Raw genomic sequence first — 3,731 nt, forward strand, 5'->3', positions numbered from 1 at the left:
GATCTGGACGTAGCCAATTCAGGTCGTCTAGACGGGTGAGCCCCGCTACTTCATTGCCTCCAGCGGCACCAGCGACGCCCATACCAGCAGCAGGGCAAGCCACAGCCATCGCCAACGACCCATGCCGTGCCACGCCGCGCGCCACGGGCCGGGCAGTTTTTCATGACTCATGTCTGCCGCCTTTTGGCTGCTGATCGCAGCGAATCCACTGTGCGAAGTCCGTAGAGATACACGCCGGTGAAGCACAGCCCGGTCAACAGCGTGCCGGCCAGCAACCAGAGCAGTCGGATGGGCCAACCGCCGAAGCTGCCGAAGTGCAGGGGATCGGCCATTTCGGCGATACGCTGATGGACCCCCAGCGCACGGCCGTCATGCATGCCGATCACGTGCCCGGTGCGCAGGTCCACGGCGATGTTGTTGGCCCGCTCCCGCACCAGCCAGGCGTCGGCCTCCCCCAGGAACAGGATGCTCCCGCCATCGCGTGCGGGAATGGCGCCGAGGATGTGAAGGCCGGGCCATTGCTGGCGGACGGTCTGCACCGCAGCGTCCACAGCGGCCGGGTCGACGGCGGCAGCGCGGTCATCGCCCTCGGCCAGTCGCATGGTCGGCGCGGCCGGTGCATCGCCGCCAAGGGATTCGATCAGATACCACGCGCCGGTCAAGCCGATCAGCAGCAAAAACCAGAGTGACCAAACCCCGGCCAGGCGATGGACATCGCCCCACAGGCGGCGCGGTCGCGAGGGGTCGGGCCGTTTGAAGAAGCCGCGCCACCACTTCTTGTAGATGTACAGGCTGCTCAACAGCGACAGCAGCAACGGGATGGACAGCGCCGCCACCAGTGGCACGCCCCAGGCCACCGGCAGCATCAGGTGGCGGTGGGTGTTGCGCAGCAGCCGTTGCGTATTGAACCAGCCCGTGTCGCCGGTCACCTGCGCGGTATACGGGTTGATCCAGACAAAGCGTCGCTTGCCATCGGGCAGGCGCATCTGCGCGCGCGCCGCGAACAGGCGCGTGTGACCGGCGGAGATGCCTTCCAGCTCCCAGTCCGGATGTGCCGCCTGCGCGGCATGGATGACCGGCCCCCAGCCGGCCTGCTCACCCCCATCGGCCACGCGCATGGGGGCGTGCAGCAGCCAGTCGATCTCCTGCGAGAACACCGCCAGCGTGCCGGTGAGGCAGACAAAGCCCATGAACAGGCAGAGCTTCAGGCCGAGCCAGCTGTGCAGATCGAACCACAGCCGGCGCCCACTCCCGCTGCGTGCAGGGCGGTGGGGGGGCGCTGGCGTAGGCTGGCGCATGGGCGGGCTCAGAAGGCGTACGCCGCTTGCACGTACACGCGGCGTGGCTCACCCGGAAAGTGGCCGGTGCGCTCGGTGAAGCCACTGGCCGCATAGACCTTGTCGAACAGGTTTTTGACGTTGGCCTGGAACTGCCACTGCTGCCACTGCGTCTTCCAGCTCATGTCGAACACGGTATACGGCTTTACCCGTTGGCCATCCAGGCTGACGCGCTCATCCACGTAGTCGGCGCCAAAGCCGATGGCGGAGTTGATCGCCGGCAGGTCGTAGCGCGTCCACAGGCCGAGCTTGTTCTGCGGCGCATTGGCGAAGCGATCGCCGGAGGCATTGGTGATGCCGTTGCTGCCGGCATCCTTCACCCGCGCATCGTTGTAGGCGTAGGTCAGGTTGAGCACCCAGCGGTCGGTGACATCGGCCAGCAGATCCAGCTCCATGCCCGTACTGCGCACCAGGCCCAGGGCGGCCAGCTGGTTGACGCCGTCCACGATCTCGCCGGTGGCCTGCACGATATTGCTGCGGTCGATCCGGTACGCGGCCAGGTTCAGGGTGACGCGCTCGGCCAGCAGGGATTTCAACCCGACTTCCCATTGTTTGCTGCGCTCGGCATCGAACGGGCCGCCCGCCTCGGCGCTCTGGTTGGCCGCGCTCTGGGGCATGAAGCCGCTGGCGATATTGGCGTAGACATTCACGCCTTCCCGCACGGTATACGTGCTGCCCAGACGCCAGCTGATGTCGTTGCCGTCCACGCGGGTGCCGGCAACGCGGTCATCGTCCTTGAAGCCATCCCAACGCAGTCCGGCCAGCACATGCCAGCGCGGGGTCAGGGTCAGTTCGTCCTGGAGGTAGCCGCCATAGCGCTTGCTGCGCGTGCTCGTGCTGCGCCAGGGCAGGGCGGCCAGGTTGTAGTCGCGCCACGAACTTGCGCCATACACCGGGTTGAACAGGTCGATGCCCGGCACCGGGCCGGCACCCCGCGCCAGATCCGCGCTGTTGGCCGTCTGCGCGGTGAAGTCGGCATCCTGCTGGTACACATCGGCGCCGAACAGCACCTTGTGCTCGATGCTGCCGGTGCTGACGCGCCACACGGCGTTGGCGTTGGCGGTGAATGCATCGTTGTCGCGGATCTGGTTGCGCAGCTGGCGGGTCATCCACTCGGGTACACCGTCGCGGTTGCGGTCGATCAGCCCCATCGGCTCGTGGTAGATCTGATGCTCGTTGTTCTCGAACCAGCGTGCACCCACATCCACGTCCAGGTTGGTGCTGGGCGAGAAGCGGTACTGGGCCAGCGCAACCTTGGCGCGCATGTCGAGAAAGTCGCTGGCTTCGTTGTGATTCCAGCGACGGTCGGTGAGAAAACTGCCGTTGTCGTCCACCGGCACGCCACGCAGGCGGTTGCCGCCCAGGTTCTGGGTGATGTCGGTGAACTGCAGGGTCAACTCGCCGGTGTCGCCCACGTCGAAGGCCAGCGACGCATCACCGATCACGCTTTCGCTGTCCGCGTTCCAGCGCACGCCCTGTTCGGTGTCGCCATAGAGCCCGGCGCGGTAGCGCACGCTGCCCGCGGTGTTCATCGGCCCGGTGGCCTCGATCGACGCCGCCCGGAAATCGTTGTTGCCGGCCTGCAGTTCGATACGGCGTTCGGGCGTGGCTTTGGGCTTGCGCGTCACGTAGTTGATGACGCCCCCGGCATCGCCGCCGCCGTACAGGGCGCCGGCCGGTCCCTTCAGGACTTCCACGCGCTCGATGTTGAACAGCTGCGGCACCGAAAAGCCGGCATAGGGGTCGCCGCGCAGCCCGTCATACAGCACGTTTTCCTGGCGGAAGCCGCGCAGGGTCACGCCGGCATAGCTGAAGAAACTGATGCCGCTGATGCTGCGGTACAGGTCGGTGATCTGGCGGGCCGCCTGGTCTTCAATCAGCTCACGCGGTACCACCTGGATGGACTGCGGCACCAGCGCCAGCGGCGTTTCCGTCCGCGTGCCCACCGTGGCGTCGTCCACCCGGTAGAGGGTCTGGGCGCGGCCGAGCACCTGTACTGCGTCGAGCTGCTGCACATCGGCGGAGGAGGGAGGAGCGGCGTGGGCCGAAAGGCAGGCGAGGGTCAGGGACAGGCCCAGGGCGGAGGGGCGAAGTGGTGGGCGGGTCATCGGGGGCGGGAGACTAGGTGCGAATGAGAAAGATTAACATGTGGGGAGGTCAAATGCCTGCGTCTCAACGGGAGGTCCGGCCCGCTTCGGATCAGCCGCTCTGCCGCCCGCTGGCCGACGTGTGGGGGGACGTCACCCGCCTTCGTCAGTGATGCGCCGTCATGCTGTGGGCATTCTGGGGCCGCGAAGGTGGGCATCCGCGGGATCTCGACCCGCTGGTTTAGCAAGTCCCAAAATGGGACTTTGATTGCCGCATGAGAGTCATCGCCATTGCCACGCTCAGGGA

3 protein-coding genes are annotated in these 3,731 nt (G+C 66.5%); all 3 read right to left on the bottom strand.

Features of this window, described 5'->3' with window-relative positions:
- Positions 1-45: 45 nt before the first annotated feature.
- From AC1DQP_RS17940 to AC1DQP_RS17950, 3 genes are read right to left on the bottom strand one after another with little or no spacing between them, the layout of a single operon-like run.
- Entirely contained in the window at positions 46-171 is a 126-nt protein-coding gene (locus AC1DQP_RS17940) for a hypothetical protein (RefSeq protein WP_256774474.1), read from the bottom strand.
- Positions 168-1,298: a PepSY-associated TM helix domain-containing protein gene (locus tag AC1DQP_RS17945; RefSeq protein WP_457319293.1), complete on the bottom strand. Its 1,131-nt coding sequence runs from the start codon at positions 1,296-1,298 to the stop codon at positions 168-170. The genes AC1DQP_RS17940 and AC1DQP_RS17945 overlap by 4 nt, the downstream gene beginning before the upstream one ends.
- An 8-nt stretch (positions 1,299-1,306) precedes the next feature.
- On the bottom strand, positions 1,307-3,445 hold the full coding sequence (locus AC1DQP_RS17950; protein ID WP_457319292.1) for a TonB-dependent siderophore receptor: 2,139 nt from the start codon (positions 3,443-3,445) through the stop codon (positions 1,307-1,309).
- Between the last annotated feature and the right edge of the window lie 286 nt (positions 3,446-3,731).

Source organism: Stenotrophomonas sp. P5_A8, from assembly GCF_056400545.1.

Coding starts and splice junctions, on each gene's coding strand:
- AC1DQP_RS17940 (WP_256774474.1), bottom strand. CDS start 171: ATGAGTCATGAAAAACTGCCCGGCCCGTGGCGCGCGGCGTGGCACGGC.
- AC1DQP_RS17945 (WP_457319293.1), bottom strand. CDS start 1,298: ATGCGCCAGCCTACGCCAGCGCCCCCCCACCGCCCTGCACGCAGCGGG.
- AC1DQP_RS17950 (WP_457319292.1), bottom strand. CDS start 3,445: ATGACCCGCCCACCACTTCGCCCCTCCGCCCTGGGCCTGTCCCTGACC.